Source organism: Pseudomonas sp. PDM22 (assembly GCF_014851965.1).
Classification (GTDB): Bacteria; Pseudomonadota; Gammaproteobacteria; order Pseudomonadales; family Pseudomonadaceae; genus Pseudomonas.
Genome location: NZ_JACVAR010000003.1, coordinates 453,011 through 479,266, shown reverse-complemented (window position 1 = coordinate 479,266; position 26,256 = coordinate 453,011). Strand labels below are relative to the sequence as shown.

24 protein-coding genes are annotated in these 26,256 nt (G+C 66.2%); 7 read left to right on the top strand and 17 right to left on the bottom strand.

Features of this window, described 5'->3' with window-relative positions; all coding sequences use genetic code 11:
• Nucleotides 1-45: 45 nt before the first annotated feature.
• Genes xdhC through xdhA form a run of 3 tightly spaced genes read right to left on the bottom strand, consistent with a single transcriptional unit; the run spans nt 46 to nt 4,659 of the window.
• Nucleotides 46-906, bottom strand: a complete 861-nt coding sequence (gene xdhC, locus IB255_RS13140; RefSeq protein ID WP_081518846.1) for a xanthine dehydrogenase accessory protein XdhC — start codon at nt 904-906, stop codon at nt 46-48.
• On the bottom strand, nt 903-3,242 hold the full coding sequence (xdhB, locus tag IB255_RS13135; protein ID WP_081518845.1) for a xanthine dehydrogenase molybdopterin binding subunit: 2,340 nt from the start codon (nt 3,240-3,242) through the stop codon (nt 903-905). Before xdhB ends, xdhC begins: the two co-directional genes overlap by 4 nt.
• Nucleotides 3,235-4,659, bottom strand: a complete 1,425-nt coding sequence (gene xdhA, locus IB255_RS13130) for a xanthine dehydrogenase small subunit (RefSeq protein WP_081518844.1) — start codon at nt 4,657-4,659, stop codon at nt 3,235-3,237. The genes xdhB and xdhA overlap by 8 nt, the downstream gene beginning before the upstream one ends.
• 466 nt (nt 4,660-5,125) lie before the next feature.
• On the opposite strand from xdhA, the gene ahpC reads away from it, so the two are divergent.
• The gene (gene ahpC, locus IB255_RS13125) at nt 5,126-5,689 is read left to right on the top strand and encodes an alkyl hydroperoxide reductase subunit C (RefSeq protein ID WP_081518843.1); all 564 of its coding nucleotides are present in this window, start codon (nt 5,126-5,128) and stop codon (nt 5,687-5,689) included.
• Between the two features lie 197 nt (nt 5,690-5,886).
• The gene (gene ahpF / locus IB255_RS13120) at nt 5,887-7,452 is read left to right on the top strand and encodes an alkyl hydroperoxide reductase subunit F (RefSeq protein ID WP_081518842.1); all 1,566 of its coding nucleotides are present in this window, start codon (nt 5,887-5,889) and stop codon (nt 7,450-7,452) included.
• A gap of 260 nt (nt 7,453-7,712) precedes the next feature.
• On the opposite strand, the gene cls is transcribed toward ahpF, so the two are convergent.
• The 14 genes from cls to zur all read right to left on the bottom strand — a co-directional run bounded on the left by cls (nt 7,713) and on the right by zur (nt 19,921).
• The gene (gene cls / locus IB255_RS13115; RefSeq protein ID WP_081518841.1) at nt 7,713-9,146 is read right to left on the bottom strand and encodes a cardiolipin synthase; all 1,434 of its coding nucleotides are present in this window, start codon (nt 9,144-9,146) and stop codon (nt 7,713-7,715) included.
• 42 nt (nt 9,147-9,188) lie between these two features.
• Complete coding sequence (locus tag IB255_RS13110) at nt 9,189-10,586, bottom strand: amidase (protein ID WP_081518840.1); 1,398 nt, start codon at nt 10,584-10,586, stop codon at nt 9,189-9,191.
• 96 nt (nt 10,587-10,682) lie between these two features.
• A complete protein-coding gene (locus IB255_RS13105; RefSeq protein ID WP_081518839.1) occupies nt 10,683-11,264 on the bottom strand; it encodes an alpha/beta hydrolase in 582 nt (193 codons plus the stop codon).
• Nucleotides 11,265-11,382: 118 nt separating this feature from the next.
• Entirely contained in the window at nt 11,383-12,036 is a 654-nt protein-coding gene (locus IB255_RS13100; protein WP_081518838.1) for a gamma-glutamylcyclotransferase, read from the bottom strand.
• A gap of 369 nt (nt 12,037-12,405) precedes the next feature.
• A complete protein-coding gene (locus IB255_RS13095) occupies nt 12,406-12,807 on the bottom strand; it encodes an ExbD/TolR family protein (protein ID WP_081518837.1) in 402 nt (133 codons plus the stop codon).
• Nucleotide 12,808: 1 nt separating this feature from the next.
• A complete protein-coding gene (locus IB255_RS13090; RefSeq protein WP_081518836.1) occupies nt 12,809-13,525 on the bottom strand; it encodes a MotA/TolQ/ExbB proton channel family protein in 717 nt (238 codons plus the stop codon).
• A 49-nt stretch (nt 13,526-13,574) separates the two neighbouring features.
• Nucleotides 13,575-14,390 carry an energy transducer TonB gene (locus IB255_RS13085; RefSeq protein WP_192210461.1) on the bottom strand — a complete coding sequence of 272 codons (816 nt, stop codon included), beginning with the start codon at nt 14,388-14,390 and terminating at the stop codon, nt 13,575-13,577.
• A 328-nt stretch (nt 14,391-14,718) separates the two neighbouring features.
• Nucleotides 14,719-15,501, bottom strand: coding sequence for a MetQ/NlpA family ABC transporter substrate-binding protein (locus IB255_RS13080; RefSeq protein WP_024766992.1), 783 nt, complete (start codon nt 15,499-15,501; stop codon nt 14,719-14,721).
• 41 nt (nt 15,502-15,542) lie between these two features.
• A complete protein-coding gene (locus tag IB255_RS13075; RefSeq protein ID WP_024766991.1) occupies nt 15,543-16,208 on the bottom strand; it encodes a methionine ABC transporter permease in 666 nt (221 codons plus the stop codon).
• Nucleotides 16,205-17,215: a methionine ABC transporter ATP-binding protein gene (locus IB255_RS13070; RefSeq protein ID WP_081518834.1), complete on the bottom strand. Its 1,011-nt coding sequence runs from the start codon at nt 17,213-17,215 to the stop codon at nt 16,205-16,207. The genes IB255_RS13075 and IB255_RS13070 overlap by 4 nt, the downstream gene beginning before the upstream one ends.
• A gap of 194 nt (nt 17,216-17,409) precedes the next feature.
• Complete coding sequence (locus tag IB255_RS13065) at nt 17,410-17,796, bottom strand: hypothetical protein (protein ID WP_081518833.1); 387 nt, start codon at nt 17,794-17,796, stop codon at nt 17,410-17,412.
• A gap of 37 nt (nt 17,797-17,833) precedes the next feature.
• Nucleotides 17,834-18,622: a zinc ABC transporter permease subunit ZnuB gene (znuB, locus tag IB255_RS13060; RefSeq protein ID WP_017521234.1), complete on the bottom strand. Its 789-nt coding sequence runs from the start codon at nt 18,620-18,622 to the stop codon at nt 17,834-17,836.
• Complete coding sequence (znuC, locus tag IB255_RS13055) at nt 18,615-19,415, bottom strand: zinc ABC transporter ATP-binding protein ZnuC (RefSeq protein ID WP_081518832.1); 801 nt, start codon at nt 19,413-19,415, stop codon at nt 18,615-18,617. Before znuC ends, znuB begins: the two co-directional genes overlap by 8 nt.
• A complete protein-coding gene (gene zur / locus IB255_RS13050; RefSeq protein WP_015474971.1) occupies nt 19,415-19,921 on the bottom strand; it encodes a zinc uptake transcriptional repressor Zur in 507 nt (168 codons plus the stop codon). The genes znuC and zur overlap by 1 nt, the downstream gene beginning before the upstream one ends.
• 70 nt (nt 19,922-19,991) lie before the next feature.
• On the opposite strand from zur, the gene znuA reads away from it, so the two are divergent.
• The 5 genes from znuA to IB255_RS13025 all read left to right on the top strand — a co-directional run bounded on the left by znuA (nt 19,992) and on the right by IB255_RS13025 (nt 26,241).
• Complete coding sequence (gene znuA / locus IB255_RS13045) at nt 19,992-20,930, top strand: zinc ABC transporter substrate-binding protein ZnuA (RefSeq protein ID WP_192210460.1); 939 nt, start codon at nt 19,992-19,994, stop codon at nt 20,928-20,930.
• Nucleotides 20,931-21,397: 467 nt separating this feature from the next.
• Nucleotides 21,398-23,545 carry an adenosylcobalamin-dependent ribonucleoside-diphosphate reductase gene (locus tag IB255_RS13040; RefSeq protein WP_192210459.1) on the top strand — a complete coding sequence of 716 codons (2,148 nt, stop codon included), beginning with the start codon at nt 21,398-21,400 and terminating at the stop codon, nt 23,543-23,545.
• A gap of 17 nt (nt 23,546-23,562) precedes the next feature.
• Nucleotides 23,563-24,249, top strand: a complete 687-nt coding sequence (locus IB255_RS13035) for an NrdJb (protein ID WP_017521239.1) — start codon at nt 23,563-23,565, stop codon at nt 24,247-24,249.
• A 328-nt stretch (nt 24,250-24,577) separates the two neighbouring features.
• A complete protein-coding gene (locus tag IB255_RS13030; protein WP_192210458.1) occupies nt 24,578-25,900 on the top strand; it encodes a HipA domain-containing protein in 1,323 nt (440 codons plus the stop codon).
• A complete protein-coding gene (locus IB255_RS13025; RefSeq protein WP_225594823.1) occupies nt 25,897-26,241 on the top strand; it encodes a helix-turn-helix transcriptional regulator in 345 nt (114 codons plus the stop codon). The genes IB255_RS13030 and IB255_RS13025 overlap by 4 nt, the downstream gene beginning before the upstream one ends.
• The last annotated feature ends 15 nt before the right edge of the window (nt 26,242-26,256 follow it).

Sequence of the window (26,256 nt, the reverse complement as noted above, 5' to 3'; positions counted from 1 at the left end):
CGTTGAATGTATCGGCGGAGGCGGGAAAAACTGTTGTCCCGTTGGTCAGGTTTTTGCGTTTTCCGGCAGATCGCTGCACGAACCTTCGCTGCAGAGCGCGGCCCACTCCACGCCTTCGCGCATCTGCCGGGCGGGGGCGTCCTGGTGATAGCGGGCGATGACCTGGGCGGCCACCGAGATGGCCACTTCCAGCGGGCGCTTGCCGGGGACTTCGGAGAGACCGATGGGGCAATGCATCTGCGCGATCACCTCCTGTGGATAACCATGCTGTTCCAGCCTCATCTGGAAGCGCCGGGCCTTGGTGCGCGAGCCGATCATGCCGAGGAAGCCCGCGTCGCCGCGCTTGAGCACCGCCTCGGCGATGGCGTAGTCCAGCGGGTGGTTGTGGGTCATGACCAGGAAGTAGCTGCTCGGCGGCGCTTCATGCACGGCATCTTCCGGCTCCTCCAGCAGGCGCATGCGCACGCCCTCGGGAACGGTCTGTGGAAACTCCGCCGCCCGGCTGTCCACCCACTCCAGGCGCAGCGGCAGCCCCGCCAGCAGCGGCGCCAGCGCACGGCCCACGTGGCCGGCGCCGAACAGCACCACCTGCGGTCCGCGCGCGGCAAAGCATTCGAACAGCAGGCTGGCGCGCCCGCCGCAGCATTGGCCCAGCCGCGCGCCGAGGGGGAAGTGCTCCAGCGCCTGGCTGTTCTTGCCGGCCAGCAGCAGCTGGCGCGCGTGCTCGATGGCGGCGAACTCCAGATGGCCGCCACCGATGGTGTCGAAGGCTTCCCCGGCAGTGACCAGCATCTTGCTGCCGGACTCGCGGGGCGTGGAGCCCTGCACGCCGATCACGGTGATCAGCACGTAGGGCTCGGCGCTGTCGCGCAGGCGGGCGATGGCTTCCATCCAGTGGCGGGTCATGCTGGGTTCTCCTGGCGCATCGCCTCACAGGCCCAGAGTACCCGCTCCGGCGTCGCCGGCGTATCCAGGTCGGGGCTCAGGCGGTAATCCGCGAGGCTGGCGATGGCGTCGCGCAGGGCCGACCACACCGAGATCGCCAGCATGAACGGTGGCTCACCCACGGCCTTGGACAGGTACACGCTGTCTTCCTCGTTGGGACGCTCGAACAGTGCCACACGGAAGTCTTCCGGAGCGTCGCTCACGGCCGGGATCTTGTAGGTCGCCGGCCCCACGGTGAGCAGCTTGCCGGTGTCGTCCCAACGCAGCTCCTCAGTGGTCAGCCAGCCCATGCCCTGGACGAAGCCACCCTCGATCTGGCCGATGTCGATGGCCGGGTTCACGCTGCGGCCGACGTCGTGGAGGATGTCCACCCGAGGCACACGGTACTCGCCGGTCAGCGTGTCCACTTCCACCTCCGATACCGCCGCGCCATAGGCGAAGTAGAAGAACGGGTGGCCCTGGCCCTTCTCGCGGTCGTAGAAGATCTTTGGCGTGCGGTAGAAACCGGTGGCGGAGAGCTGGATGCGCGCGAAGTAGGCCGCCTGGATGACCTCGGTGAAGCCCAGGTGCTGCGCCCCGACGGTCACTCCGCCGTGCTCGAAACGTATCTCCTGCGGCTTGACCCCATCGCGTTCGGCGAGGAAGTCGATCAGGCGCTTCTTCAGCGTGCGGGCGGCATCGCGGGCGGCCATGCCGTTCAGGTCGGTGCCGCTGGAGGCGGCGGTGGGCGAGGTGTTGGGCACCTTGTCGGTGCGCGTGGCGGTGATCACCACGCGCTCCAGCGGCACCTGGAATTCCTCGGCGACGATCTGCGCGACCTTGGTGTTCAGGCCCTGGCCCATCTCGGTGCCACCATGGTTCAGCTGGATGCTGCCGTCGGTGTAGAGGTGGACCAGCGCGCCCGCCTGGTTGAGGTGCTGCGCGGTGAAGGAAATACCGAACTTCACTGGCGTCAGCGCCAGGCCCTTTTTCAGTACCGGGCTCCGTGCATTGAACCCGTGGATCGCCGAGCGCCGCGCGGCGTAGTCGCTGCTCTGTTCCAGCCGCGCGATCAGTTCGCCCAGCAGGTTGTGCTCGACCTTCTGGTGGTAGGGCGTCAGCTCCCTGCCCATTCCGCCGTAAAGGTTGAGCTTGCGCACCTCCAGCGGGTCCTTGCCCACCGCGCGGGCGATGTCGTCCATGGCGCGCTCGATGATCATCATCCCCTGCGGCCCGCCGAAGCCGCGGAAGGCTGTGTGCGAGACGATGTTGGTGAAACTGCGGTAGCCGGAGATGGCGACGTCGGGGATGAAGTAGGCGTTGTCGGCGTGGAACATCGCGCGGTCGACGATGGCGTCGGAGAGGTCCGGCGAATGCCCGCAGTCGCCCACCAGGTCGAGTTGCGCGGCGAGCAGCCGGCCGCCGTCGTCGAAGCCGATGCGGTAGCGGTTGTGGAAGGGATGGCGCTTGCCGGTCAGGCGCATGTCCTCGGCGCGCGGCAGGCGCAGCTTGACCGCACGGCCGGTCTTGTTCGCCAGCAGCGCGGCGAGGCAGGCGAAGGGCGCGGCCTGGGTTTCCTTGCCGCCGAAGCCACCGCCCATGCGCCGCACTTCCACGGTGACCTTGGCCAGCGGGATGGCCAGCACTTCGGCCACCAGTTTCTGCACTTCGCTCGGGTGCTGGCTGGAGGTGTGCACCAGCATGCTGCCGTCGTCGCCGGGCAGAGCGAGCGAGGCCTGGCCTTCGAGGTAGAAATGCTCCTGGCCGCCGATGAACTGGCGGGCTTCCAGCACCTGAGGAGCGCTCTCCAGCGCTGCCTGCGCGTCGCCCCGGCGCATGTGGTGCGGCGGTCGCACGAAGCGTTCCTCGGCCTTGGCCCGCAGCGGGTCGATCAGCGGGTCTTCCTTCGCGTATTCGACTTTCGCCAGACGCACCGCGCGGCGTGCCTGGAGCAGGCTTTGCGCGGCAACGGCGAAGAGCGCCTGGCCGTGGTATTTCACCCGCTCGCCCGCCAGCAGCGGGTCGCCGGGGAACACTGGGCCGATGTCGGTGTGGCCGGGTACGTCGTCCAGGGTCAGCACGGCCACCACGCCGGGCGCGTTGCGCACGGCGTCGAGGTCAAGGGAGAGTACGGCACCGCAGGCGATTTCAGTCAGGGCGACGGCGGCGTGCAGCAGGTCGCGCGGCTCCTTCAGGTCGTCCACATAGCGCGCGGCGCCGCTCACGTGCAGCGTGGCGCTGTCGTGCTCGCGGGGCTTGCCCGCGCTGTGGATGGCGACCGCGACGCCGTTGCTGGCCAGCGGTGGCAGGCTACGCATGGCGCACCTCCGCAGGGCTTTGGGTCCATTCCAGTAGTGCGCGCTGCAACAGGTTCTGTGCCACCTTCAGCCGATAGGCGGCGCTGGCGCGCAGGTCGTCGATGGGCTGGAAATCCTGCGGGATCGCCGCTTGTGCGGCGGCCACGGCGTCGGCGTCGAAGGGCCTGCCGCGCAGGGCCGCTTCGGTCCTTGCGCCGCGCAAGGGGGTAGCCGCCATGCCGCCGCAGGCAAGGCGCGCGTCAGTGACGATGCCGGCATCGTCGAAGTCCAGGCGCAGGGCCAGGCAGACGGCGGAAATATCGTCGTCACGGCGTTTGGAAATCTTGTCGACGCGGAACCGCTGGTTGCCGCGCAGGCGCGGAATCAGCAGCGCTTCGATGTACTCGCCGGGTTGCAGGAGTGTCTGCCGGTAGCCGGTGAAGAAGCTTTCGATGGCGACCTCGCGCACGGCTCCCGCCTTGCGCAGGCGCAGCCGGGCATCCAGCGCCAGCAGCACCGGCGGCATGTCGCCGATGGGCGAGGCGTTGGCGATATTGCCGCCCAGCGTGCCGCGCTGGCGAATCTGCAGCGAGCCCAGGCGCTCCAGCAGGGGAGCGACGCCGGGGAATTCCCGCAGCGCTTCGAGGCAGTCGGCGTAGGTCCGCGCCGCGCCGATCAGCAGGTGCCCAGGATGGACTTCCAGGCGCTGCAGTTCGCTCACCCGGTCGAGGTGGATCAGCGCCGGGAAGGTCTTCAGGTTCTGCGTGGCTTCCAGCGCCAGGTCGGTGCCGCCGGCGATCAGTCGTGCCTGTGGGTGACGCTGCAGCAGGGTATCCAGCTCATCCAGCGAGGCGGGCAACCAGGCCCGCGCCTCGCCGTCATGCAGTGCGCCGGCTGTGGATATCTCCTCAAGACGGGCGACGGTGAGGGCGGTGTTCTGGGCGAAGCGGTCGTGGCAGGGCTGCCCGGCGATCTGCGCAGCGGCGTCGAGGATCGGCCGGTAGCCGGTGCAGCGGCACAGGTTGCCGGAGAGTGCGGTCAGTGCCGTTTCGCGGTCGTGCGGCGGCGGCGAGTGGCGCCAGGCGAACAGCGACATGACGATGCCCGGCGTGCAGAAGCCGCACTGCGAGCCGTGGCAGTCCACCATCGCCTGTTGTACCGGGTGCAGCGCGCCAGGCTCGCCAAGGTGCTCCACGGTCAGTACCTGACGGCCGTGAACCGCACCCAGCAGCGTGATGCAGGCGTTCACCGCACGGTAGCGCAGCGCTTCGCCTTCAGGCTCGGCGAGCACCACGGTGCAGGCGCCGCAGTCACCCGAGGCGCAGCCCTCCTTGGTGCCGGTGCGCGCGCGGTGGATGCGCAGGTAGTCGAGCAGGCTGGTCTCGGGCGCGAAGCCGTCGGCCTGGACCGTTTCGTCGCCGAGCAGGAACTGGATCATCGGGAGTCCTCGTCGTCATGCGTGCGGCAGCGCCGCTTCGCGAAGGCTGTCCGTAGACGTCGAGAGCCTCGTGGCGAAGGGCTCTCACGCACAAGCATAGGCTCGCGGGCAGGCTTGACCAGTGGGGCAGGAAAACCGCTTCGCTCGAAAAGCTTCGAAGCGCCGTACGTCGTGACTGGCGTTGTCCTCGCGGCGCTTTCGGGCGAAGGTGGGTTGACCATTGCATGGGGTAAACGCTGATAACGGCCGGGCCAGACGCTTTGCGTCACGAATCCGGGCGTAGGACGCTACGAATCGCCTGATAGGAAACTTCTTCCTTTTATAGTTCTCTCCATAGAGAGACTCAATTTTCGTGATGCCCTAAATCAATGGGCATTCATTGTCATCAGGCGATAATCTTGCCCCTGTCGAATTTCAACCGATCGACCACTCGATTAAACGACAACTCTCTACGAGGAATTGCCTAATGAATCTGATCAACACCGCCGTTCAACCGTTCAAGGTCAACGCTTTCCACAATGGCAAGTTCATCGAAGTCACCGAGCAGTCCCTGAAGGGCAAGTGGTCCGTTCTGATCTTCATGCCGGCAGCTTTCACCTTCAACTGCCCGACCGAGATCGAAGACGCTGCCAACAACTACGCCGCCTTCCGTGAAGCAGGTACCGAGGTCTACATCGTGACCACCGATACCCACTTCTCCCACAAGGTGTGGCACGAGACTTCCCCGGCCGTTGGCAAAGCCCAGTTCCCGCTGATCGGCGACCCGACCCACCAGCTGACCAACGCCTTCGGCGTACACATCCCGGAAGAAGGCCTGGCGCTGCGCGGCACCTTCGTGATCAACCCGGAAGGCATCATCAAGACCGTCGAAATCCACTCCAACGAGATCGCTCGTGACGTCGGCGAAACCCTGCGCAAGCTGAAAGCTGCCCAGTACACCGCCGCTCACCCGGGTGAAGTCTGCCCGGCCAAGTGGAAAGAAGGCGAGAAGACCCTGGCTCCGTCCCTGGACCTGGTCGGCAAGATCTAAGAACGATCGGGAAGCGGTTGCGCGGCGGCTCCCGCCACGCAACCATCGGGCGTCCGCCCACGAAAGCTTCCCGAGCCGTTTGGCAACACCCCGAGGATGCCTACCGGCATCCTCCCTACCCAAGCCAAAAGCGTGCGTAGGGTGGGCTGAAAAGCCCGCCGGGGAACCCTTTTGCTCAGATTCCGAGGATTTGAATCATGTTGGACGCCACGCTTAAAACCCAGTTGAAGGCCTACCTGGAAAAGGTCCAGCAGCCGTTCGAGATCGTCGCGTCCCTCGATGACAGCGACAAATCCCGCGAAATGAGCGAGCTGCTGCACGAAATCGTCGGCCTGACCGACAAGATCACCCTGCGTGAAGATGGCAGCGACGCTCGCAAGCCGTCCTTCTCGCTGAACCGCCCCGGGGCGAACATCGGCCTGGCTTTCGCCGGCATCCCCATGGGTCACGAATTCACCTCCCTGGTGCTGGCGCTGCTGCAGGTCGGCGGCCACCCGTCCAAGCTCGAAGCCGAAGTGATCGAGCAGATCAAGGGCATCCAGGGTTCGTTCGTGTTCGAAACCTACTTCTCGCTGTCCTGCCAGAACTGCCCGGACGTGGTCCAGGCGCTGAACCTGATGGCCGTGCTCAACCCGAACATCCGCCACGTCGCCATCGACGGCGCGCTGTTCCAGGAAGAAGTCGAGCGCCGCCAGGTGATGGCTGTCCCGAGCATCTACCTCAACGGTGAAGTGTTCGGCCAGGGCCGCATGGGCGTGGAAGAAATCCTCGCCAAGATCGACACCGGCGCCGCTGCCCGCGAAGCCGAGAAGCTGTCGGCCAAGGAAGCGTTCGACGTACTGGTCGTCGGCGGTGGCCCGGCTGGCGCTGCGGCGGCCATCTATGCCGCTCGTAAAGGCATCCGTACCGGCGTCGCGGCGGAGCGCTTCGGCGGCCAGGTGCTGGACACCATGGCGATCGAGAACTTCATCTCGGTGACCGAGACCGAAGGCCCGAAACTGGCTCGTCAGCTGGAAGAACACGTCAAGCACTACGACGTCGACATCATGAACCTGCAGCGCGCCAGCGCGCTGATTCCGGCGAAGACTGCCGGCGGCCTGCACGAAGTGCAGTTCGAGGGCGGCGGCAGCCTGAAGGCCAAGTCGCTGATCCTGGCCACCGGCGCCCGCTGGCGCGAAATGGGCGTGCCGGGCGAGAAGGAATACAAGGCCAAGGGCGTGTGCTTCTGCCCGCACTGCGACGGCCCGCTGTTCAAGGGCAAGCGCGTGGCGGTGATCGGCGGCGGCAACTCCGGCGTCGAAGCGGCCATCGACCTGGCCGGCATCGTGTCCCACGTGACCCTGCTGGAGTTCGACAGCAAGCTGCGCGCCGATGCCGTGCTGCAACGCAAGCTGTTCAGCCTGCCGAACGTTGACGTGATCACCAGCGCGCTGACCAGCGAAGTGAAAGGCGATGGCCAGAAGGTCACCGGCCTGGTCTACAAGGACCGCAACTCGGAAGAGTTCAAGTCCGTCGACCTGGAAGGCATCTTCGTGCAGATCGGCCTGCTGCCCAACAGCGAATGGCTCAAGGGCACCATCGAGCTGACCCCGCGTGGCGAGATCATCGTCGACGCTCGCGGTGAAACCTCGCTGCCGGGCATCTTCGCCGCCGGTGACGTGACCACCGTACCGTACAAGCAGATCGTGATCGCGGTCGGCGAAGGCGCCAAGGCGTCGCTCTCCGCCTTCGACCACCTGATCCGCTCCTCCGCGCCAGCCTGATGACCTCGCGCTAGAGAAAGAAACGCCCGGTTCACGCGAGTGAACCGGGCGTTTTCTTTTGGATGATATTTACCTGCTGGTCCTGACGCGCGGGGTTAGCACCCTCTCCCTAACCCTCTCCCTGAAGGGAGAGGGGACTGTCCGGCAGACGCGGATATCTCTGCGCCCTCCGGCTGACTTCGAAAAGTATCGATGTAGAGGACGGCTCCCTCTCCCTTCAGGGAGAGGGCGGGGGAGAGGGCCAGCCTCGCTCCGAATCTTCAGAGAATCGGCGATACCAGCCGCGCCACGCGCATTCCCAGCTGCTGCAGCCGGTGCACGCGCTTGCGGTCGTCCAGGGTCATCTCAACCGACTGCGCGAAGTCCTCTTCCAGCATGGTCTCCACGTCGCGGGCGAAGCCTTCGTCGACGGTGATCACCATGATCTCGAAGTTCAGGCGGAAGGAGCGGTTGTCCAGGTTGGCACTGCCCACCGCGGCGCTGTCGTGGTCGATCAGCACCACCTTCTGGTGCAGGAACCCCGGCTGGTAGCGGAACACCCGCACGCCGGCGCGCACGGCGTCCAGCGCGTACAGGCTGGAGGCGGCGTAGACCGTCTTGTGGTCCGGTCGCGAGGGCAACAGGATGCGCACGTCCACGCCGCGCAGTACCGCCAGGCGCAGGGCCGCGGCGACGGCTTCGTCCGGGACGAAGTACGGCGTGGTGATCCACACCCGCTCCACCGCCGCATTGATCGATTCGACGAAGAACAGCGAGCAGGTTTCCTGGGTGTCCGCCGGGCCGCTGGGCACCACCTGGCAGAGCATCCCGGCGTCGTCGTAACCGTCGGGCAGGATCAGCGTCGGCAGCGCATGAGTGGCCCAGAACCAGTCCTCGGCGAAGCACTCCTGCAGGCAGGCCACCGCCGGACCGTGCAGTTCGATGTGGGTGTCGCGCCAAGGTGCCAGCGGCGGCTTCTCGCCCAGGTATTCGACGCCGACGTTGTGCCCGCCGACGAAACCGCGCACGCCGTCGACCACCACGATCTTGCGGTGGTTGCGGAAGTTCACCTGGAAGCGGTTGATCATCCCGCTGCCGGTGCTGAAGGCATGCACCTGCACGCCGCCCTGGCGCAGGCGCTCGATGTAGCGACGCGATAGCGCGTGGCTGCCGATGCCGTCATACAGCAGGAACACATCCACGCCGTTGGCTGCACGCTCCAGCAGCAGCTGCGCGAGGCGCTGGCCGAGGGCGTCGTCACGGATGATGAAGAACTGCACGAGGATGACTTTCTGCGCGCTGGAAATGGCCTCGAACATCGCATCGAAGGATGCCTTGCCGTTCACCAGCAGGCGCACCTTGTTGTTCGCCAGCGTCGGCATGCGCGCCAGCCCGACCATGGCCTTGAGCGCCTTGTAGGCGTGGTACTGGCGGGCGGCGAGGGCCTCTTCCACCCAGGGACGCCAGTCCAGTTCGGCGGCGGCGACGTGCATTTCCTCGTTGGCCTGCCGGCGCGCACCGATGTAGGCGTCGAAGCGGCTGCGGCCGAAGACGAGGTAGGGCACCAGCGTCAGCAGCGGCATGAACACCAGTGAGGTCGCCCAGGCGATGGCGCCCTGCGCGGTGCGCACGCTGAGCACGGCGTGGACCGCGGCGATGATCCCCAACAGCTGGATGACGACCAGGAAGTGGGCGATGTAGGTGGTGTACTGCATGGGCGCGCGATCGGTTCCTTGTGGTCGGCGGTGTGCCTGAGCCTAGTTGACTCCCGGCGGCTGCGGCCAGCGGCTGACGGGGCCGCGCCAGTGTTCGTAGGTCTTGCCCAGACGCAGTACCTCGATGTCGGCGAAGCGCGGGCCGACGATCTGCAGGCCAATGGGCATGCCCGCGCTGGTGAAGCCACAGTTGATTGAGAGCGCCGGTTGCTCGGACATGTTCCAGGGCACGGTGAAGCCGATGTGCTCGAAGGGCAGCGCCGGGTCGTTGGTGGGCGAGGCCCACTCGGCCGGGAAGGCGGCGACCTGGTTGGTCGGCGAGAGCAGGAAGTCTATCTCGTGGAATTGCTCGGCGGCCCGTCGACGCATGTCGAAAGTGCGGTTGTAGCCGCGCACCGCGTCGGCGCCGCTGACCGAGGCGCCGCCCTCGGCCCACTGGTAGATGTACGGCAGCACCTTGGCCTGGCGCTCGCGGGGCAGGTTCTCCAGCTCGGCCCACAGGCGTGCGCGCCAGAACTTGTCGAGCCCATCGAGCAGCTCGCGGTCGAGGATCGGCTGCACTTCGACGATCTCCGCTCCCGCATTGGCGAAGCGCCGCGCGACCGCCTCGACGGCGGCTCGGACTTCCGCATCCGGTTGCAGGCCGCAACCTGGATCGAGCTGCAGGCCGATGCGCAGGCCCTGCACGTCCAGTTCCTCGATGTGCCAGTCCAGGTCCGCCGGCGGCAGCGCCGTGGCGTCGCGCCAGTCCGGGCGGGCGAGGTGCTTCATCATCAGCGCCGCATCGTCCAGCGTGCGGGTCATCGGCCCGGCGCAGCGTCCGGTGTAGTACGGGTCGATGGGAATGCGCCCGAAGCTCGGCTTGAAGCCGACCAGGCCGCACCAACCCGCTGGCAGGCGGACCGAGCCGCCGATGTCGGTGCCGATGTGCAGCGGCCCGTAGCCGGCGGCGGCCGCCGAGGCGGCGCCGGCGCTGGAGCCGCCGGGGTTCATGCGCAGGTCCCAGGGATTGCGCGCCAGTTCGTGGAAGCTGGAAAGCCCGGAGGAGAGCATGCCGAAGTCCGGTACCGTGGTCTTGCCCAGCAGGATCGCGCCAGCCTCGAACATCCGCGCGGCAGGCGGTGCGTCGCCGGTTGAAGGTTGCAGCAGGGTGGCGGCGCTGCCCTGGGGAATCGGGTCGCCACGGGTGGCGATCAGCTCCTTGATGGTCACCGGCACGCCATCCAGTTCGCCGCAGGGCGCGCAGCGGATCCAGCGCGCCTCGGAGCGCCGCGCCTGCTCCATCGCCCGCTGCGGATCGAAGGCGAAGAGCGCGCAGAGTTGCGGCTCCCAGCGGTCGATGTGAGCGATCAGATGCTCCAGGTACTCGACGGGGGATAGCTGGTGCGAGCGGTACAGGGCCAGCAATTCGACGGCGGACAGGTCGTGCAACGGTGGCATGGCGGTCTCCGGCGTGGGGCTATGCCTCACCCTAGCCGAATCCGCGCCGCGATGGGATAGGCGCGGTCGTCACACCGCGCGCCGTCTTTCGTCGGATCAGGCGCGCTGGCGCGATTGCTGGTCGATCAGGTACTGCAGGCGATACAGATGACGGTAGCCCGATTCCCAGGCGCCGTGGCCGGATTTCACGTTGATGTGCCCGGCGGAGGGCAGGATCACCGTCTCGGCGCCCCAGGTGCGGCCAAGGATCAGCGCGCGCTGCGGGCTGCAGGCGGCATCGTTGTCCGAACCCACCAGCACGGCGGGGAAGGGCAGGTTCTGCGCGGCGATGGGGGCGAAATTGCGCAGGGCCTCGTGGCAGGTTTCCCGCTCCACGTCAGCTGGGGCCACCAGCAAGGCGCCCTCGACCTGGGCAAGGGTGCGGCGGTCGGCGCGGGCCGCCCAGGAGGCGACGGTGACGCAGCCCAGGCTGTGGGCAATGAGCACCACGCGGCCCGGTTCGCGGCGGATTTCACGGTCCAGCTCGGCGACCCAGTCGTTGTGCCGCGGGGTGATCCAGTCCTGCTGCTGCACCCGCGCGGCATTCGGCAGGGCGCGCTGCCAGTGGCTCTGCCAATGGGCGTCATCGGAACCGTGCCAGCCCGGCACGATCAGGTAGCGAATGCGTTCATTGCGCATGGAGCGGCCCTCTCGAATCGTCATGAGAAGGCATTCTAGGGAGGGTTTTAATATTCGTTAAGGAATAAGAAATTCTTTGCTTATGCAGTATTTCTATCTAACGAATAGCAATAAGACCTCAGTCCTGCGCCCGGCGCAGCGGACAGCAGCGCGCCAGGATGCCTTCCAGGTTGAGGTCGGGCATGGCGTATTCGCGCAGGGCCTTGGCAGTCTGCTCGACGTAGTCGCGGGTGGTGCCGAAGTGGCCCTGGGCGCTGTCGAGCACATGCTGGACGATGTTGTCGGGCAGGGAGCCGGCGTAGCTGGGCAGGTGGCGCTCGAGGACGAAGCCCAGGGCACGCACGCGGCTGCCGTCGTCGAGGCGGCAGTTCAGCCATTCCGGGCGGTAGGAGGCGTAGGGCATCTCCCGTTCCCACAGCGCGTAGAGGTTGGCGTCGAGGTTGTCGTCGGGCAGGCGGAAGGCGAAGCCGGCGCAGGAGCCGCCACGGTCCAGGCCGAGCACCAGGCCCGGCGCTTCCGGGGTGCCGCGGTGGGTGAGGGACCACAGGTAGAGCCCGCGATGGTAGCCATGCACCCGCGCGCGGCGTGCCTCGGCCACCGGGAATTCCGGGCGCCAGATCAGCGAGCCGTAGGCGAACAGCCACACCGGGCCGGCGCCGTGTTCGCTCATGGTGATGTCGAGCGAGGCGCGCAGCTGTGCGGGTGTGAAGCGTTCCGGCACCCCCAGTGTCGGCGGATAGAACGGGCCTTCCGAAGCGGGAGACGATGTCATGCGGTACCCCTCAGGTCTCCAGACTGTCATCAACTTAGTGGAACAGCGGCGGCCACGGAAGGGCCTGAAAGGCATAGGTTTATTGCCAGGGTGGGGATGACGACGAACGGCGGGTGGTTTGGCAGGCGCAGCAGCCACTGGCGCTCTGGTAGGGCGCATAACGCGCCAGCGTTATCCTCCGTCGGGCAGGTGGCGGATAACCCGTTCCGGGTTATGCGCCCTACGTGAGCAACCGTCATCGGCGCGAAACGCGCGGATAAAAAAAGGCCGCTCACCCCTGCCTGAGTATTGGGAGAGCGGCCTTGAAGCTCGGTACGTTGTGGAGGTCCCTTTCTACACCCGCTCTGTTTCAGGTGTCTTACAGGTGCCTCAGCGCGCGGTGATCACCGCCAGTTTGGTAATCCCCGCCTTCTCGATGGAGGCCATGGCCTTGGCTACCTGGCCGTAGTTCACCGTCTCGTCGGCCTGCAGCTGCACCCGGACTTCGGCGTCCTTGGCCTTGGCCGCGGCCAGGTTGCTCTGCAGCAACTCCGGCTGGATCTCGTCCTTGTTGATGAACCACTTGCCGGCGCCGTCGATGCTCACCACCAGCGGGTCCTTCTGCTCCGGCGGGGCGACCGCCTCGGTCTTGGGCAGGTTGATCGGGATGGCGTTGGTCAGCAGCGGCGCGGTGACGATGAACACCACCAGCAGCACCAGCATCACGTCCACCAGCGGGGTCACGTTGATCTCGGAGAGAACTTCGTCGCTGTCCTGGGTCGAGAAGGCCATGTCAGCTCGCCTCCTTCACGCTGGCGCCGGCAGCCGGTTTGCGCGCGGCGGTGGGCAGGGTGACGACACGGAAGGCGCTCTTCTGCGCGAGGCTGTAGAAGTCGTGGGCGAAGTCGTCGAGGTCGGCCGCGGTGAGCTTCAGGCGACGGAGGAAGTAGTTGTAGACCAGCACCGCCGGCACGGCGACGGCGATACCCACACCGGTGGCGATCAGCGCGCTGCCGATGGGGCCGGCGACGGTTTCCAGGCTGGCGGAGCCCGCCGCGCTGATGCCCTTGAGTGCTTCCATGATGCCCCACACGGTGCCGAACAGGCCGATGAAGGGCGAGGTGGAACCGATCGAGGCAAGTACCGCCAGGCCCGATTCCAGGGAGCGGCGCTCACGCTGGATCTGCTGGCGCAGGGCGCGTTCGAGGCGGTCCTGGTGGTTGATCGACTGGGCCAGATCCGGCTGGCCGTTGTCCTGCACCTGAATGGCGGCGAAACCGGCCTGGGCGACACGTGCCCCGGCGCCGGGCTTGCCGGCGGCCTGGTCACCGGCCGATTCGAGGCTGGTGGCGCTCCAGAACTGCTTCTGGAAGCGCTTGTCCTGGGACTTCTGGCGGGTGAACTGGACGCCTTTCACCAGGGCCAGCGCCCAGGTGACGACGGAGAAGCCGACCAGCAGCCAGATGACTGCGCCTTCGACGGATTCCAGGGGGTTCAGGGGCAGACTCATGGGTGTTCTCCTTCCGCGTTTCTCGTGCGGCTGATCTGGGCAAGTTGAATCAATGCAATTTGAAATCGATGGGTACGCTGACCCAGCCGTCCTGGGCCACGTCGCCGCGCTTGGCGGGGACGAAGCTCCAGCGTTTCACCGCGCGCACCGCGGCATCGTCCAGGGCGTCGCGGCCGCTGCTCTTCTGCACCTGGATCTCGCTCGGGCTACCGCTGGCGAGGACGTGCACACGTAGCAGCACGGTGCCTTCCCAGCCACGGCGCTGGGCCAGGGGCGGGTATTCCGGCGCCGGGTTCTTCAGGTAGCCGGCGCTGGCCGAGGGCGGCGTCAGCGGGGCTGGCGCCGGTGCTGCCGGGGCGGGCGGAGCCGGTTGCGGCGGCGGGGTTTCGGCCTTGGGCGGCGTGGGTTGCTCGACCGGCTTGGGCACGGGCTTGGGCATGGCCACCGGCTTCGGCTTGGGTTTGGGGATCGGCTTGGGCGGCGGCGGTTTCACCGCGTTCTCATCCACCACCGGGGGCGGCGGCTCCTGCACGACCGGCTCGGGAATCGGCTCGGGCGGCGGCGGCTCGACCACCGGCGGCGTTGGCGCGGTGAATTCGATGGTCATCGGCGGCACCTGCGGCGGCACCTCCGGCAGTTGCGGGGTGGGCTGCTGGCTCAGCCAGTAGACCACCGCACCGTGCAGTGTCAGGGCAAACAGACCGAGCAGTACGGCTTCGCGGCGGCTCAGCGCGCGGGCTTTCGCCGGCACGTGGCGGCCCAGTTCCAGCGCATGGCGCAGCGGGCGGCCGAGATCGACCAGGTCGCCGCCGGGCACGTGGCGCAGGAACGCATCCGGCGCGAGGGCATGCTGGGGTTGAGCCATGAACGATCTCCTTGCTGGTCTGCGCGGCTCTAAGTCGCGCCTGGAACGGACCTGCATGATTGGCGGAGCGTCTTAGCTCTTGAAGTGATTGTTTCTCTTATTTAAATAACTTTCAGTGCTATGTGTTTTGGGCGAGTCGCTGCAGGCCACGCCATCCGGGGCTTTGCGCGATTCCATGAAAAACCGATGCCTTTGCGGCATTGAAAATATGCAGCGAAGGCTGGTGATTATTTGATCAATGGACCTGGCGCGCGGCTTTGCGAGGCGCTGAAACGAAAAAGCCCGGTCGAATGACCGGGCTTTTTTCAGCGCGTCAGCTACGCGGCGATCAGAACGCCGGCACCACGGCACCCTTGTACTTCTCGAGGATGAACTGCTTCACCTCGGGGCTGTGCAGGGCGGCGGCCAGCTTCTGCATGGCGGCGCTGTCCTTGTTGTCCGGGCGGGCAACCAGGATGTTCACGTAGGGCGAGTCGGCGCCTTCGATGGCCAGCGCGTCCTTGGTGGGGTTCAGCTTGGCTTCCAGGGCGTAGTTGGTGTTGATCAGGGCGAGGTCGACCTGGGTCAGCACGCGCGGCAGGGTGGCCGCTTCCAGCTCACGCACCTTGATGTTCTTGGGGTTCTCGACGATGTCTTTCGGGGTGGCGGTGATGGACTTGTTGTCCTTCAGCTTGATCACGCCGGCCTTGTCCAGCAGCAGCAGCGCGCGGCCGCCGTTGGTGGCGTCGTTGGGGATCACCACGGTGGCGCCGGAGGGCAGCTCTTCGAGCTTCTTGAACTTGGTGGAGTAGGCGCCCAGCGGCTCGATGTGCACGCCGGTGACGGCGATCAGGCTGGTGCCCTTGGTCTTGTTGAACTCATCCAGGTACGGCTGGTGCTGGAAGAAGTTGGCGTCCAGGCGCTTCTCGGCGACCTGGGTGTTGGGCTGCACGTAATCGGTGAATTCCTTCACCTTCAGCTCAACCCCTTCCTTGGCCAGGATGGGTTTGACGAAGTTGAGGATCTCGGCGTGCGGCACCGGGGTGGCGGCGACGGTCAGGCTGTCGGCGGCCTGGGCCAGCGGGGCGGCGATGACTGCGGCGGCAGCGAACGCGGCGAACAGTTTCTTCATGGTTGGCTCCTTGGTCGGCCCGCATCCGGCGGGCCTTGTGGTTATTTGCGCGAGTAGTGGACCACCAGCTTGTCGCCGACGGTCTGCAGGATCTGGACGAGGACCACCAGCATCACCACGGTGAGCAGCATCACGTCGTCCTGGAAGCGTTGGTAGCCGTAGCGGATCGCCAGGTCGCCGAGGCCGCCAGCGCCGACCACGCCGGCCATCGCGGTGTAGGACACCAGGGTGATGGCGGTGACGGTGATGGCGGCAATGATGCCCGGGCGGGCCTCGGGCAGCAGGGCGTTCCAGATGATCTGGCGGGTGCTGGCGCCCATGGCCTGGGTGGCTTCGATGATGCCCTTGTCCACCTCGCGCAGGGCGGTTTCCACCAGGCGCGCGAAGAACGGCGTGGCACCTACCACCAGCGGCGGGATGGCCCCGGCGACGCCCAGCGAGGTGCCGACCAGGATCACCGTGAGCGGGATCAGCACGATCAGCAGGATGATGAACGGCAGCGAGCGCAGCACGTTGACGATGAACGCCAGCACGCCGTAGATGCCGCGGTTGGCGAACATCTGCTTGGGCCCGGTGAGGAACAGCAGCACGCCCAGGGGCAGGCCGAGGATGACGGTGAACAGCAGCGAGCCGCCGAGCATCCAGAAGGTGTCGAGGCTGGCCTGGAGGATTTCCGACCAATCAATATTTACAAAGAAATCGCTCATGCGCGCAGCACCTCCACATGGACTTCGGCCGCGTTGAGCTGCGCCAGGGCGGCCTCGATGTCACCGCCCACCAGGGACAGGGTGAGCTGGCCGTAGGGCTGGTCCTTGATGCGGTCGATGCGCCCGGCAAGGATGCTGTAGTCGACGCCGGTCTGGCGCGCGACGGTGCCCAGCAGCGGCGCGTAGGTCGCCTCGCCACGGAAGGTCAGGCGCAGGATGCGCCCCGGTACGTGGGCGAAATCGTCGTGCTGCTCGTCCTCATCGACGCGCTCGGCCTCGAAGACGAAGCGGCGGGTGGTCTCGTGCTGCGGATGGAGGAACACGTCGGCGACCTCGCCCTGTTCGACAATGCGCCCGGCATCCATCACCGCGACCTGGTCGCAGACGCGGCGGATCACGTCCATCTCGTGGGTGATCAGGACGATGGTCAGCTTCAGCTCGCGGTTGATTTCCGCCAGCAACTGCAGGACCTGGCCGGTGGTCTGCGGGTCGAGGGCGCTGGTGGCCTCGTCGCAGAGCAGGATGGTCGGCCGGCAGGCCAGCGCGCGGGCAATGCCGACGCGCTGCTTCTGGCCGCCGGAGAGCTGCGCCGGATACTTGCGCGCGTGGTCCTTGAGGCCGACGCGATCGAGCAGTTCATCTACCCGCGCGGTGATCTCGGCGGTGCTGAAGGTGCCGGCGAGCTTCATCGGCATGGCGATGTTGTCGGCGACGGTCTTGGAGGCCAGCAGGTTGAAGTGCTGGAAGATCATCCCGACGCGCTGGCGGAAGCGGCGCAGGCCGTCGGCGTCCAGGGCGGTGATGTCTTCGCCGTCGATGACGATGCGTCCGCCGCTGGGCTCTTCCAGGCGGTTGATCAGGCGCAGCAGGGTACTTTTACCGGCGCCGGAATGGCCGATCAGGCCGAACACCTGGCCGCCCTCGATGGACAGGCGGGTCGGCTGCAGGGCCGGGATATCGCGTCCGGCGACGCGATAGGTCTTGTGGACGTCGTGGAATTCGATCACTTAGCGAACCTTGTGGGTACGGGGAGGCGCCGCTCGCTGCCGGGGTCGTCGGATGAACAGGCGTAGGAAACGAGCGTAGGCGGTCAGCCAAAACCGCGCATTTTAACCTGCTTTTTTATGGCTGATTAATCTTTGTTCAGCTAAGCACGGAACAAAAGGAAATAACGGGCGCCGCGAACGGGCGCCCGTGGGGCTCAGGGTGTGCAGTTCGGCTGGACGGCCGGGGCGACCGGAACGGCGGGCTTCTGCAGGCCGCTCACGTCGGCGGCGACGCCAGGGGCGCGGGGCATCAGCGAGCGGGCGCGGGTCAGGGCGGTGGTGGCGCCATTGACATCGCCCTTGGCCAGCGCTTCGCGGCTGCGCTCAAGGTACGCGTCGGCCAGGCGCTTGCGGCGCTCGGCGAGCTGGGTGGCGTCTTCCTGTTCGGAACCCAGCGCGAGCTGCGCGGATTCCAGACGGCCGGCGGCCAGTTCGGTCTCGAAGCCACTGCTGCTGGGCGGATTGCTCGCGGTGCTCTGGCAGGCCGCGAGGGCCAGTGCCATGGCCATCAGCGCGAACAGGCGGATGACGAACGACTTCATGCGTCAGGGTCTCTTTTGATCAAAAAATCGCCAAATTCTACACCGTCCGGCGCGGCAGGACAAAACTCAGCAGGAACAGGGCTGCCGCGCTGACCACGATGGAGGGGCCGGCAGGGGTGTCCTTGAACCAGGACAGCGAGAGCCCGGCACATACCGCCACCAGGCCGATCAGACTGGCACCGAAGGCCATTTGCTCAGGGCTGCGCGCATGCCGCTGGGCGGCGGCGGCGGGGATGATCAGCAGGGAGGTGATCAGCAGCACGCCGACGATCTTCATGGCTACGGCGATGACGATGGCGATCAGCAGCATCAGCGCGAGACGGATGGCGGTGACCGGCAGGCCTTCGACCCGCGCCAGTTCCTCGTGCACGGTGATCGCCAGCAGCGGCCGCCACAGCCAGCAGATCAGCCCCAGCACCAGGGCGCTGCCGGCGACTATCCACAGGAGGTCGGTCTGGCTGACGGCAAGCAGGTCGCCGAACAGGTAGGCCATCAGGTCGACGCGCACTTCCTTCATGAAGCTCAGCGTCACCAGGCCCAGTGACAGCGTGCTGTGGGCGAGGATGCCGAGCAGGGTGTCGGCGGCCAGCGGCTGGCGCTGCTGCAGGGTGACCAGCAGGACGGCAAGCAGCACGCAGCCGACGGTCACCGCCAGCGTCGGGCTGACGTCCAGCAGGAAGCCCAAGGCCACGCCGAGCAGGGCGGCGTGGGACAGGGTGTCGCCGAAATAGGCCATGCGTCGCCAGACGACGAACGAACCCAGGGGCCCGGCGACCACCGCCAGAGCCAGCCCGGCGAGGAGGGCGTTGAGCAGGAAATCAGCCATGGTTGCAGTCGGGGCCGTGCTGGTGGACCGGAGTGAAGCGGGTGCCGGCCGGGAAGGCGGGTTTCACCACCTCGCCGTGCAGGTCGTGGGAATGGTCGTGGTGGTGGTGATAGACCGCCAGGCTGCGGGCGTCCTGGCCGAACAGCTCGACGAAGGCCGGGTCGCCGCTGACCTGTTCCGGGTGCCCGGAGCAGCAGACATGGCGATTCAGGCAGACCACCTTGTCGGTGGCGCTCATCACCAGGTGCAGGTCGTGGGAGACCATCAGTACGCCGCAACCGAGGCGGTCGCGCAGGCGGCCGATCAGGCGGTACAGCTCGGCTTGCCCTGCGACGTCGACGCCCTGCACGGGCTCGTCGAGCACCAGCAGTTCCGGCTTTCGCAGCAGGGCGCGGGCCAGCAGCACGCGCTGCAGCTCGCCGCCGGAGACGCTCTGCAGCGGTTTGTCGATGACGTGGGCGGCGCCGACTTCCTTCAGCGCGTCGAGCGCGTGGGAGCGCTGCACGCCGGGGACCAGGCGCAGGAAACGGAACACGGTCAGCGGCAGGGTCGGATCGACATGGAGCTTCTGCGGCATGTAGCCGATGGACAGCTTCGGCTGGCGCCAGACGCTGCCGGTATCGGGCTTGAGCAGGCCGAGCACGCTGCGCACCAGGGTTGTCTTGCCGGCGCCGTTGGGGCCGATCAGGGTGACGATCTCGCCGGGGGCGATGGTCAGGTCGACGTTCTGCAGCACCGCCTGGCCGGCGTAACTGACGCCGACGCCTTGCAGGCGGATCAGGGCGTCGCTCATCACGCCTCCCGCTGACCGGGAGCGCAGGCGCCGCAGAGGCCGACGATCTCGACGGTCTGGCTTTCCACGGCGAAGCCGACGCCCTTGGCGCCGGCGACGATGGCCTCGCTGATGGCCGGCTGTTCCAGCTCGATGGCGGTGTGGCAGGCGCGGCAGATCAGGAACTGGCCTTCATGGGCATGTTCGGGGTGGGCGCAGCCGATGAAGGCGTTGAGCGAGGCGATGCGGTGCACCAGGCCGTTTTCCAGGAGGAAGTCGAGGGCGCGGTAGACCGTCGGCGGCGCTGCCTTGCGGCCGTCTTCCTCGCTCAGCACGGCGAGGATGTCGTAGGCGCCCAGCGGCTTGTGGCTTGCCCAGACCAGCTCCAGCACGCGCCGGCGCAGCTCGGTCAGGCGTACGCCCTGACGCGCGCACAGCGCATCGGCGTCGGCCAGGGCGCTGGCCACGCAGTTGGCGTGGTCGTGCGGACGGCAGGCGAGGGGAGTCTTGGGGGCAATCTTGTACATGCGCGGCGACGCTCGGGTTCAGAGACGTTATTATATTACTCTTTCATGTCTCCCCTGTGTGAGTACCGCCGTGTCCTTCCGTCCCGTCGCCCTGCTGATCGCCGCCTGCGCGCTGCTGCTCAGCCTCCCCGTACGTGCCGAGGTCAGCGTGCTGACCAGCATCAAGCCGCTGCAACTGATCGCCGCCGCCATCCAGGACGGCGAGGGCACGCCGGACGTGCTGCTGCCGCCGGGCGCCTCGCCGCACAGCTACTCGCTGCGCCCGTCGGACATCCGCCGCGTGCGTGACGCACAGCTGTTCTACTGGGTCGGCCAGGACCTGGAGAACTTCCTGCCCAAGGTGCTGGAAAGCCGCAAGGGCCCGAGCGTGGCCGTGCAGGACCAGGCCGGCATGCACCTGCGCAAGTTCGCCGATTTCAGCGGGTCCAATCACCCGGACCATGACGATGCTCACGATGATCTGGGCCACGATCATGATCACCGCCCCGGCATGATCGACGCGCATCTCTGGCTGCTACCGGCCAACGCCCAGGTGATCGCCGCGCGCATGGCCGAGGACCTGGCCATCGCCGACCCGGCCAACGCCAGCCGCTACCAGGCCAACCTGAAGGCCTTCGACGAGCGCATGGAAACCCTCGACGCGCGCCTGAAACAGCGCATCGATCCGCTCAAGGGCAAGCCGTTCTTCGTCTTCCACGAGGCCTTCGACTACTTCGAAGAAGCCTATGGTCTGCGCCATGCCGGCGTCTTCGCGGTATCCGCCGACGTGCAGCCGGGCGCCCGCCACGTGGCCATGATGCGTGCGCAGCTGCAGAAGGCCGGCCCGTCCTGCATCTTCAGCGAACCGCCGATCCGCCCGCGCCTGGCCGACACCCTGAGCCAGGGCCTGCCGGTGCGCCTGGCCGAGCTGGATGACCTGGGCGTGGGCGTCAAGGTGGATGCCCAGGGCTACGAAAACCTGCTGGGCAACCTGGCGGACGAGTTCGCGGGGTGTCTGGAGAAGCTCTGAGTCGGCCCTCTACCCAAGCTTCCTCGCTCGTAGGGCGGATAACGCCTCGGGCGTTATCCGCCGTTGGGCCTCGGATGGCGGATAAAGCGTTCCGCTTTATGCGCCCTACGTTGCTGAGTAATCCGCGACTCCGGGCTTCCACCTGTAAAGGCGGGCCATGCCCGCGATCGCGCGCATGGCGCGCTCCTGCAATTCATCCCCGGAATCGGCCGAGGCGCAACGCCATATCCGCGCCCGATCGTCGCACTGCCCCTGCCTGAAATTTCCTGCACTTTCCTCCCCTGATTCCCCGCCAATCGTCGGCTTTTCGCAGCTTTGACGGCGTTCGCCGCTCAATTGTCTATGGTGTCTAGTTGGGGTTGCCTGACACAAGATGTTGATGGTGATCAGGAATCTATGCCTACATATGGGGTCTACTCGCGCTCCATTTGCGCCTGCCACCCAACCGACAGGAGGTTATTTCCCGGATGGCCAAGACCGATGCGCGCCAACGCGGCGCCAACCCAGGAGTTCTCGCCCTGCAGCCTGCCTCGCAGGATATCTGGGACAGCAAGTACCGCCTGAAGCACAAGAGCGGTGACCCCATCGACGGCAGCGTCGACGAGACCTGGCAGCGCGTTGCCCGCGCCCTGGCCAACGTCGAGGCCAACAAGGCGCTGCGCGAGCACTGGTACGAGCGCTTCCTCTGGGCCCTGCGCAACGGCGCCATCCCGGCCGGGCGGATCATTTCCAACGCCGGCGCCCAAGGGCACAAGCCAGCCACCTCGACCATCAACTGCACCGTCTCCGGGATCATCCGCGACTCCATGGACGACATCCTGGAGAAGGTCCACGAGGCCGGGCTGACGCTCAAGGCCGGCTGCGGCATCGGCTACGAGTTCAGCACCCTGCGCCCGCGTGGCGCCTACGTCTCCGGCGCCGGCGCGCACACCAGCGGGCCGCTGTCGTTCATGGATATCTACGACAAGATGTGCTTCACCGTCAGCTCCGCCGGGGGGCGGCGCGGCGCGCAGATGGGCACCTTCGACGTCAGCCATCCGGACGTGCGCGAGTTCATCCGCGCCAAGCGCGAAGACGGCCGCCTGCGCCAGTTCAACCTCAGCCTGCTGATCACCGACGGCTTCATGAACGCCGTGGAGGACGACGAGGACTGGCCGCTGGTGTTCCCGATCCACCAGAAGGAGCGTGACGAAGTCGACCTGAAGAACGCCGAGGAAGTGGTCTGGCGCGACTGGCCGCTGCACGATGAGTACCTGGTGGGGGACGATGGCCGCGTGGCCTGCAAGGTCTATGGCCGGGTCAAGGCGCGGCACCTGTGGGACATGATCATGGTGTCCACCTACGACTACGCCGAGCCCGGCTTCATCCTCATCGACCGGGTCAACGAGATGAACAACAACTGGTGGTGCGAGGCGATCCGTGCCACCAACCCCTGCGGCGAGCAGCCGCTGCCGCCCTACGGCTCGTGCCTGCTGGGCTCGGTGAACCTGACCACCTTCGTGGTCGATGCCTTCGGCGACAATGCGCGCTTCGACTGGGAACGCTACCGCGAAGTGGTCCGGGTGTTCACCCGCATGCTCGATAACGTGGTGGAGATCAACGGCCTGCCGCTGGAGCAGCAGCGCGCGGAAATTCTCGGCAAGCGTCGCCACGGCATGGGCTTCCTCGGCCTGGGCTCGGCGCTGACCCTGCTCAAGCTGCGCTACGGCAGCCCGGAAGCCTGCGTGTTCACCGAGGAAGTGGCGCGCGAGATGGCCCTGGTCGGCTGGGAAGTGGCCCTGGAGCTGTCCCGCGAGAAAGGTCCGGCGCCGGCCCTGGTGAAGGAATACGACGTCACCGCCGAGATGCTGCGCAAGCGCCCGGAGATGAAGGCCGATGGCCTCAAGGTCGGCGACAAGGTGGCGGGCCGCGTGCTGCACGCCAAGTACTCGCGCTACATGCAGCGCGTTGCCGAGCATGCGCCGCAGCTGATCGAGGAGCTGGCCGAGCACGGTGCGCGCTTCACCCACCACAGCTCCATCGCGCCGACAGGCACCATCAGCCTGAGCCTGGCCAACAACGCCTCCAACGGCATCGAGCCGAGCTTCGCCCACCACTATTCGCGCAACCTGATCCGCGCCGGGCGCAAGACCAAGGAGAAGATCTCGGTCTTCAGCTACGAGCTGCTGGCCTACCGTGACCAGGTGGATAACCACGCGGTGCCGGGAGCCGAGGAAGAGAAGCACCGTCTGCCGGACTACTTCATCACCGCCGACGACATCACCCCGCAGCAGCACGTGGACATCCAGGCCGCCGCGCAGAAGTGGATCGACTCGTCGATCTCCAAGACCGCCAACGTCCCCACCGACTACCCGTTCGAGGACTTCAAGGACATCTACCTCTATGCCTGGCGCCAGGGCCTGAAGGGCTGCACCACCTTCCGCTTCAACCCGGCGGCCTTCCAGGGTGTGCTGGTGAAGGAGTCGGACCTGGAGAAGACCCTGTACCGCTTCGAGCTGGAAGATGGCAGCGTGGTGGAACTCAAGGGCAACGAGGAAGTGGAATACGACGGCGAGATACACACCGCCGCCAACCTCTTCGATGCCCTGAAAGAAGGCTATTACGGCAAGTACTGATACCCCTGGAGAATGCTATGAGCGTCAAGATCAACCAGAAGATCAAAGGCTTCCAGGTGGTGGACGTGGCCGAGGAAAAGGCCCGCGTGGAAGCCGCCGCGGCGGCCGCCGTGGTGAAGATGGATGAAACCCTGCAGCGACCGGAGCTGCTGGTCGGTGCGACCTACAAGATCAAGTCGCCGCTGTTCGAGCATGCGCTGTACGTGACCATCAACGACGTGGTGCTCAACCCGGACACCCCGTACGAGCAGCGCCGGCCCTTCGAGATCTTCATCAACTCGAAGAACATGGACCACTTCCAGTGGATCGTCGCGCTCACCCGGATCATGTCCGCGGTATTCCGCAAGGGCGGTGACTGCACCTTCCTGGTGGAAGAAATGAAGGCGGTGTTCGACCCGCGCGGCGGCTACCTGAAGCGTGGCGGCATCTATATGCCGTCGATCGTCGCCGAGATCGGCGCCGTGGTAGAGCGCCACCTGGTCGCCATCGGCCTGATGGAAGGCCCGCAGCTGGACGAAGAGCAGCGCCTGTACCTCGCCGAGAAGCGCGCCGCCTACGAAGCCGCCCAGGGCACCAACAAGGCCGAACCCGGCGAAGGCTTCCCCGCCGGCGCGCAGCTGTGTGGCAAGTGCAACACCATGGCGGTGGTGCAGATGGACGGCTGTGCGACCTGCCTGAACTGTGGGCATTCCAAGTGCGGGTGAGCCGGAGTCTTTGCGACGCATGCGTCGCCCGGCGAGCGACTGGCCAAGGATGGCCAGGCCGGGGTAGACCTTGAGCAGAGGAGTTGCGGCAGGGATGCCGGCTCCTCGTTGGATCTTCACCCCCGCATGCGTTGAGATCGGAATGTGAGGATGAAGGAGGCAGTGCCATTTGCACCAAAGTGCAATCACTACCCGCCTTCTCCTCATTAATTTGCACTTAAATGCAAATTAATGGTCTATTGTTTCAGATTTTTTGCACTATATTGCAACTATAGCTCCAAACGACTAGGCTCAATTGCATCAAAGTGCAAATCCGGTCGCTTTGCCCATGCCGCAAACACTCACCCTCCAGTGCTACGTGAACGGCTCCTGGCAGGATGCCTTCACCCTGACCTTCCAGGACCCGCTGAACCCCGGCGAAACCCGCTGCACCTCGGGCTATCTGACCGACTATGTGGTCAACCACATCGATGATCTGGACTCCCCTTACGAGCAGTCGGTCAGCATCTGCCAGCGCCTGGGCCTGAATGTCGGTTACAGCCGCGGCTACCCCGCGTTCATCCATGACGTGATGCCCGCCGGTGCGGCCTTCCGCTCGCTGAAGAAGCGCTTTGCCGCAGGCAAGCCGGATGACATCAGTCTGGAGCTTTACCTTCTGCAGCGCTGCACGCCGTCGCCTGTCGGCCACCTGCGGATCAAGGAGTCGCTCGCCTATCTGCAGGAAGGAAAGGTGGTGGGCTTCGACCGGCGCGAAGTCGTGCAGCGCAATAGCGACTTCCTCGAATATGCCTACGAGCAGGGCGCGGCCATCGGAGGTGCAACCGGTGCCGGCGGCGAGGCACCCAAGCTGCTGCTGGTGGAGGCTGACGATGGGCGGATGTACGCCGATGCCATCCTCCCGGATGCCCGGGTGCGCCAGCACTGGTTCGTGAAGTTCGCCAGAAACAGGGCCACCCAGCGCGACAAGGAGATCCTCCGCAGCGAGTTCCACTTCTATAAGGCGATCAGCGCGCTGGGGATGAATACGATCTCGACGCAGGGCATGGCCCTCGAAGATGACGGCGAGCACAACCCCAGCCTGTGGATGCCCCGCTTTGACCGGCAAATCACGGCGCAGGGCATCGAGCGGCACGCCGTCGAATCGATCTACTCGATCTGCGGCAATACCGAGCCCGGCTCGTTCATGCGCCACGAGGATGTACTGCACAGGCTGCTTGCGCTCTGGCGTGAGGCAGGGCAGGCCGAGGAACTCTTCGACCTGCGCGTCGAATATGTCACCCGCGATCTGCTGAACCGGGTGCTCGGCAACTCCGACAACCACGGTCGCAACATGGCGATCCTGCGTGATGGCGGGCAGCTTCGCCTGGCGCCCATCTACGACCTGGCGCCGATGGTGCTCGACCCCGAGGGCGTTACCCGGGTGACCAAATGGGCGCATGAGGAACGCGGTGCCCCCGATTGGCGGGCGGCCTGTCACACCCACGCGGACCGCGCCACGGGTGATGAAGTCTTCGATGCGCTGCGCCTTGCTGCTGAGCGGTTCCGAGCTCTGCCGGACCTGCTGACCGGTCTGCCGGACGAGGTTCGCCGCTCGCAGAGCCTGCCGCTCAACGACCTCGATGCGCGATTGAAAGAGTGGGGCCTGCTATGAAGAAGCTGACGATGGAGGAGCGTGACCAGTTGATTCGCTCCATCGGTGCGGCGGTGGCTGATGGCAGCCTCGATCTGGGTGGTGCGGTGAAGCGGCTGCGGCTGGAGGTTACCGGGCTGAAGCAGGCGACCTTTGCGCGTATGTGCAAGATATCCATGCGTGCGCTCAACCACCTCGAACACGGCGATGGCAACCCGACGCTGGCGACCCTGGAGGCCGTCTTCAAGCCATTCGGCCTGCGGATCGGCCTCGTGAGGATCGAGCCCATCGACCTGCGCAGCGTCGTGACAAAGACCGAGCTGGATGACTTCGGTTTCGATTACCCCGACACCAGGACTTGAGCTCTGGTGGTTTGA

Coding starts and splice junctions, on each gene's coding strand:
- xdhC (WP_081518846.1), bottom strand. CDS start 906: ATGACCCGCCACTGGATGGAAGCCATCGCCCGCCTGCGCGACAGCGCC.
- xdhB (WP_081518845.1), bottom strand. CDS start 3,242: ATGCGTAGCCTGCCACCGCTGGCCAGCAACGGCGTCGCGGTCGCCATC.
- xdhA (WP_081518844.1), bottom strand. CDS start 4,659: ATGATCCAGTTCCTGCTCGGCGACGAAACGGTCCAGGCCGACGGCTTC.
- ahpC (WP_081518843.1), top strand. CDS start 5,126: ATGAATCTGATCAACACCGCCGTTCAACCGTTCAAGGTCAACGCTTTC.
- ahpF (WP_081518842.1), top strand. CDS start 5,887: ATGTTGGACGCCACGCTTAAAACCCAGTTGAAGGCCTACCTGGAAAAG.
- cls (WP_081518841.1), bottom strand. CDS start 9,146: ATGCAGTACACCACCTACATCGCCCACTTCCTGGTCGTCATCCAGCTG.
- IB255_RS13110 (WP_081518840.1), bottom strand. CDS start 10,586: ATGCCACCGTTGCACGACCTGTCCGCCGTCGAATTGCTGGCCCTGTAC.
- IB255_RS13105 (WP_081518839.1), bottom strand. CDS start 11,264: ATGCGCAATGAACGCATTCGCTACCTGATCGTGCCGGGCTGGCACGGT.
- IB255_RS13100 (WP_081518838.1), bottom strand. CDS start 12,036: ATGACATCGTCTCCCGCTTCGGAAGGCCCGTTCTATCCGCCGACACTG.
- IB255_RS13095 (WP_081518837.1), bottom strand. CDS start 12,807: ATGGCCTTCTCGACCCAGGACAGCGACGAAGTTCTCTCCGAGATCAAC.
- IB255_RS13090 (WP_081518836.1), bottom strand. CDS start 13,525: ATGAGTCTGCCCCTGAACCCCCTGGAATCCGTCGAAGGCGCAGTCATC.
- IB255_RS13085 (WP_192210461.1), bottom strand. CDS start 14,390: ATGGCTCAACCCCAGCATGCCCTCGCGCCGGATGCGTTCCTGCGCCAC.
- IB255_RS13080 (WP_024766992.1), bottom strand. CDS start 15,501: ATGAAGAAACTGTTCGCCGCGTTCGCTGCCGCCGCAGTCATCGCCGCC.
- IB255_RS13075 (WP_024766991.1), bottom strand. CDS start 16,208: ATGAGCGATTTCTTTGTAAATATTGATTGGTCGGAAATCCTCCAGGCC.
- IB255_RS13065 (WP_081518833.1), bottom strand. CDS start 17,796: ATGAAGTCGTTCGTCATCCGCCTGTTCGCGCTGATGGCCATGGCACTG.
- znuB (WP_017521234.1), bottom strand. CDS start 18,622: ATGGCTGATTTCCTGCTCAACGCCCTCCTCGCCGGGCTGGCTCTGGCG.
- znuC (WP_081518832.1), bottom strand. CDS start 19,415: ATGAGCGACGCCCTGATCCGCCTGCAAGGCGTCGGCGTCAGTTACGCC.
- zur (WP_015474971.1), bottom strand. CDS start 19,921: ATGTACAAGATTGCCCCCAAGACTCCCCTCGCCTGCCGTCCGCACGAC.
- IB255_RS13040 (WP_192210459.1), top strand. CDS start 21,398: ATGGCCAAGACCGATGCGCGCCAACGCGGCGCCAACCCAGGAGTTCTC.
- IB255_RS13035 (WP_017521239.1), top strand. CDS start 23,563: ATGAGCGTCAAGATCAACCAGAAGATCAAAGGCTTCCAGGTGGTGGAC.
- IB255_RS13030 (WP_192210458.1), top strand. CDS start 24,578: ATGCCGCAAACACTCACCCTCCAGTGCTACGTGAACGGCTCCTGGCAG.
- IB255_RS13025 (WP_225594823.1), top strand. CDS start 25,897: ATGAAGAAGCTGACGATGGAGGAGCGTGACCAGTTGATTCGCTCCATC.